The sequence below is a fragment of the Mucilaginibacter sp. P4_G9 genome (assembly GCF_056400985.1).
On record NZ_JBFUKF010000408.1, the window covers coordinates 1 to 4,452 of the forward strand.

Below are 4,452 nucleotides of genomic sequence, written 5' to 3' on the forward strand. Positions count from 1 at the left end.
GTATGGAATTATCGCCATAAACGATAAATAAATCTGATGCCGGTTTGTATCGCCATTGCAGGCGTACATTGGTATTCATGTTTTTAACCTGTCCGTTGTACTGCGCGTAAGTGGTAAAATAAAGTGTATTGCTCAGGGTAATATCTGCCTTTGGGCCAATTAGCCAAAAACTGGTATTGCCATAGGGTTGCGGCAGCCTAAGGTTAATGTACGAGCTGTTTAATGCCAGGTTAACGTAAGGCTGAAACCGGTAACCCAATTGCCCGGTAATACTTGTACGGTTGCCATCCAGGTAATATCCACCATRCAGGGCATCAATCAAATAAGTAAATAAAGCCTGTGGCTTGGATGTAAACTGTACATCAAGTGTTTGCCAATGATGTTGTGAACCAACAGCAAGGGGTGTTTTGCCGGTATTGGTAGGATCAAAAGGTATAAGCAGCTTTATATAAGTATCAATACCCGATACCGAAAACGTATTGCGGTTACGCAGGGTTAACAAATAAGTTAGGTTACTCTCATTATCTGTACGCTTAAAGTTTTCGTTGAAATAGTAATTACTGGTTAATTGAATCCCATGAATCAGCACATCGCCCCCTTTAGGGAAAAAGTTATGCAATATCAACGGACTTATCTTGTTATACCCAACGCGTGGCACATACCCAACACCGGCGGTATAATTTTTACCAACATACTCATCCTGTAAATAAAGTGTCCAATATTTACTTAGGTATTGCAGGTGGGCAGCGGCTACTATGTCGTGTCCCTTTACGCCTGGTGTAAACGACTTTAATCCTAAAAGTTTACCTGTCCATAAATTACTTGGCGATGCCAGGTTATACTCCATACCAATGTTACGGTTATAGGTGTTTCCGGGCGTTGTAGTACCCGTCGCATCTTTATTAATGAACATAAAAGCTATGTTCGACCGGCCGAACATTCTTCTTTGCAGGGTGAGCACACCATAGTTTTGTGCAGGTTGCGCAGCATCATTCGCTTCTCCGGTTTGTATGTCCATTAGCCCAACACGCCAGTCCCGGTCAATTTTACCGGTGAGCCTTGTACCAAACCTTATAGGCGCATTTAACCCGATACGCCGTGAAAAAAATGGACGGATATCGGCATAGCCAAAATTGGCGAACAGATCGCCATTCTCTAAAAAAAACTGGCGCTTCTCCGGAAAAAAGAGCTCATACCGGTTAAGGTTAATTACCTGCTGATCTACATCCACCTGCGAAAAATCGGGGTTTACTGTAAGGTCAAGATTTAAAGATGATGTGAGCCCAATCTTGGCATCACCGCCAAAATCCTTTCGCCAGTCGGTTTTGGTTTTAGCAGTATAGTCTTTTGATATTCCTCCAAGCGCGTATGGAATAATGGAGATATTTGTACCAGCATCCGGCGGCAATTCGTCCCAAACCAATGAACCTGTATATGCCAGCGATGCAGTAGGAAACTGCCTTGGCACCGGTGCCCAGCTTGATTTTTCGGTTGTTTTTAAATCATTGCGGCTAAAGTTGATACCCCACAAACCTACACCTTTTTTATAGCGAATACTTTTAAATGGGATAGCGGCTTCAAATACCCACCTATCAGGATAGTTCTTCACCACCGATGTCCATTTGTTATCCCAGCTCAGGTCAACTTTGCCACCTTCGTACATGGTGCCATCCCACTGGGCTCCGGCGGCATTTGCCCCAAAACTAAAACCATCGGTACGGGCATCAAATGGATCAATAAAAACCAGGAAGTTATCGTTTTTCTGAAAGTTAAAATCACGTTTAAGCGACTCAACCATGTATTCGCCTGCGTCGGCTGTATAACAAATTGCTATAAGGTAAAGATTATTGTTATCAAAGGTCATCCTTACCTCGGTATGCACTTTGGCAAGGCTGGTATCCATAGGTGTCACCATGAAAAAATTATTGGCAGAATCTGCCTTGAGCCAGGCATCATCCATAACACCGTCAATAGTAATGGGCGATGCAGCCCTGCGAATGTGGTATTGATACCCCGCGTTCTTTTTTTGGGCCGATGAAGAAAAACACAAAAAGCATAAACCCGGCAGCAATAAAATTTTTAGTAGTAAAGCCGCTTTTATGCCCTTCAATTTTTAATAGTTTAAATTAGTGAGAAGTTTAAACATGCCTCAGCCCGCATTTTATTGCAGGCTGAGACATGTTTTTGTTCCGAAAGATAATAATTACATATTAATCACTAAAGCTTTACCTGCATATTTAATTATTTTATCGGCTTTGGCTGTTATTTCAACATCCGATCCGTGCGATCCTTTCACCATTACGATATTGAAAGTGCGATTTTTAAGCATGCCCGGGAAATGACCTTTTGTATCAGAGATCGTCAGTTTACGGGTTTTATCATTCCAATTGAAGGTAAAGGTTGCAAACTGGCCTTTTTCGTAATTGTAATTATCGTTCTCATCTTCATAAAACCTGAATGTACCATCGGCACCAGGATATATTCTCAATTCAATATTGTCAGCCGGTTTCTCCGTAGCATATTCTATATGCGGTCCCATCGGGATTATAGAACCTGCTTTTACGTATAAAGGTAAAATCTCGATAGGTGCAGCAGCGCTAATGGTTTGGCCCCCATCCAGTACTTCGCCATTCCAAAAGTTGTACCATTTGGTACCTGCAGGCAGGTAAACCTGGCGGGCCTTGGCTTTTTTGTCGGCATCAGCAGCAGTGTATAATTGCTCGGTAACCGGGTTAACCATAAATGCCGGACCAAACATGTACTGATCTGGTATGCTATAAACCTTATTATCGTTCCTGAAATCGAATGGCAAGGCGCGCATCATGGTATAGTTTTCGGTAGTTGAACGACCAGCCAATGAGTAAATGTAAGGGAGTAAACGGTAACGCAGCTTATCAAAATTTAATAGTATGGCTTTGGTATTGTCATCCCAGTTTGAGCTAAACAACGCGCGCTCGCCTTTACCGTGGATACGGAAGATAGGACTAAATGCCCCAAACTGAAACCAACGGGTAAACAGTTCGCGCTTGTCGGGCTGCGACCAATCGGCAGCTTTCCAATGAAAATGGTAACCACCGATATCTGATGTCCAGTAAGGTAAACCAGATGCGCAGGCATTTATGCCCTGTGGTACCTGGTTCTTGAAATCTTTAAAAGTACACTCAATATCGCCCGACCATAAGGTTGATGCATTACGCTGTTCGCCGGCAAATGATTGCCTTACTAAAAAGAATGCGCGCTTGTTGGGAATATCCCTGCGCCAGCCTTCATAAACGCCTTTGGTATGCTGCAATGAATAAGTGTTAAAATAATCAATACCCTTACCAATGCTAAAATTGCTTTGGCGACGGGCATCCTGTAGGGCACCATTATCCGGCTCGCACTGATCAATCCACCAGGCATCGAAACCATAGCGTTTAACCAGGCTGTCGCGTGCCTGTTGCCAGTAAAGTTCGCGGGCTTTGGGGTTATGTGCATCGTAATAAGTATCAAAAGTATGGGTAACTACGTTATCCCAGGTAATATCTGTTAAGCCACCCATTTTTTCTAAAGCATCATAATTTGGTGTGCCTTTGCCAAATACCGGCCATATCGAGATCATGGCATGGATGTTTGCCTTGTGCAATTCATCAACCATTTGTTGTGGGTGCGGATAACGTTCGGGTTTCATCACATGCGAGCCAATTGGCAACGGATCCCAGTAATACCAATCCTGCACAATCACATCAACCGGGATATGATTGTTACGGTAATTATCTTTTACACCAATGATCTCTTTTTCGCTCAAATACCTATCCTGCGATTGGAAAAGCCCGAAAGCCCATTTACCAAACATTGGCGCACGGCCGGTTGCGGTGCGATAAAGATCGATGATATGATCAAACGTTGGACCATAGAAAAAGAGGTAATCAACCTGTTTACCACTTTCAGATACGTATTTGAATTTAGTATTACTGGCTTCGGCACCATAAAAGTTAGATGCCGAATAATTATCCCAAAGTAAGCCATATCCCTTGGTGGATAGCAATACCGGGATAGCACCGGTAAGATACTTTATCAGCAACTCCTGGTTGCGGCCTTTATAATTGATGGATAAAGAATCAAGCGGGTGACAGCCCAAACCATACAATGCCTCGTTTGATGGTGAGGTGAATTGCGTGCTTACATTATAGGTGCTGATACCGGCGATGGTTGCCGGGGTTATGGTTTTATTTTCGCTATCCTCAGCAGTGATAACTTCCCCTTTTAAATTGGTATAGGTGATGGCGTTGGTAGCCTTATCTACCTTTATTTTTAATTTTGCCGTTGAAATTACCACCTCGGTTTTGGTTTCGGCAACCTGGTAAACAGTTGGCGTTTTCCAACCATTAACCACTACCAATGACGGTTTGGTTTCAAAAGCATTAAAGATGGTATACTTTACTTCAATGATATCATCCCTGCGTACAAGTA

Annotated in this window: 2 protein-coding genes; both read right to left on the minus strand. The window is 43.0% G+C overall.

Annotated elements, in window-relative coordinates:
* The coding region (locus AC1DPZ_RS22680; protein ID WP_477407733.1) for a DUF5916 domain-containing protein at positions 1–2,110 on the minus strand (2,110 nt) is incomplete at its 3' end.
* A gap of 93 nt (positions 2,111–2,203) precedes the next feature.
* Positions 2,204–4,452: glycoside hydrolase family 31 protein (locus AC1DPZ_RS22685; RefSeq protein WP_477407735.1), on the minus strand; the 2,249-nt coding region annotated here is incomplete at its 5' end.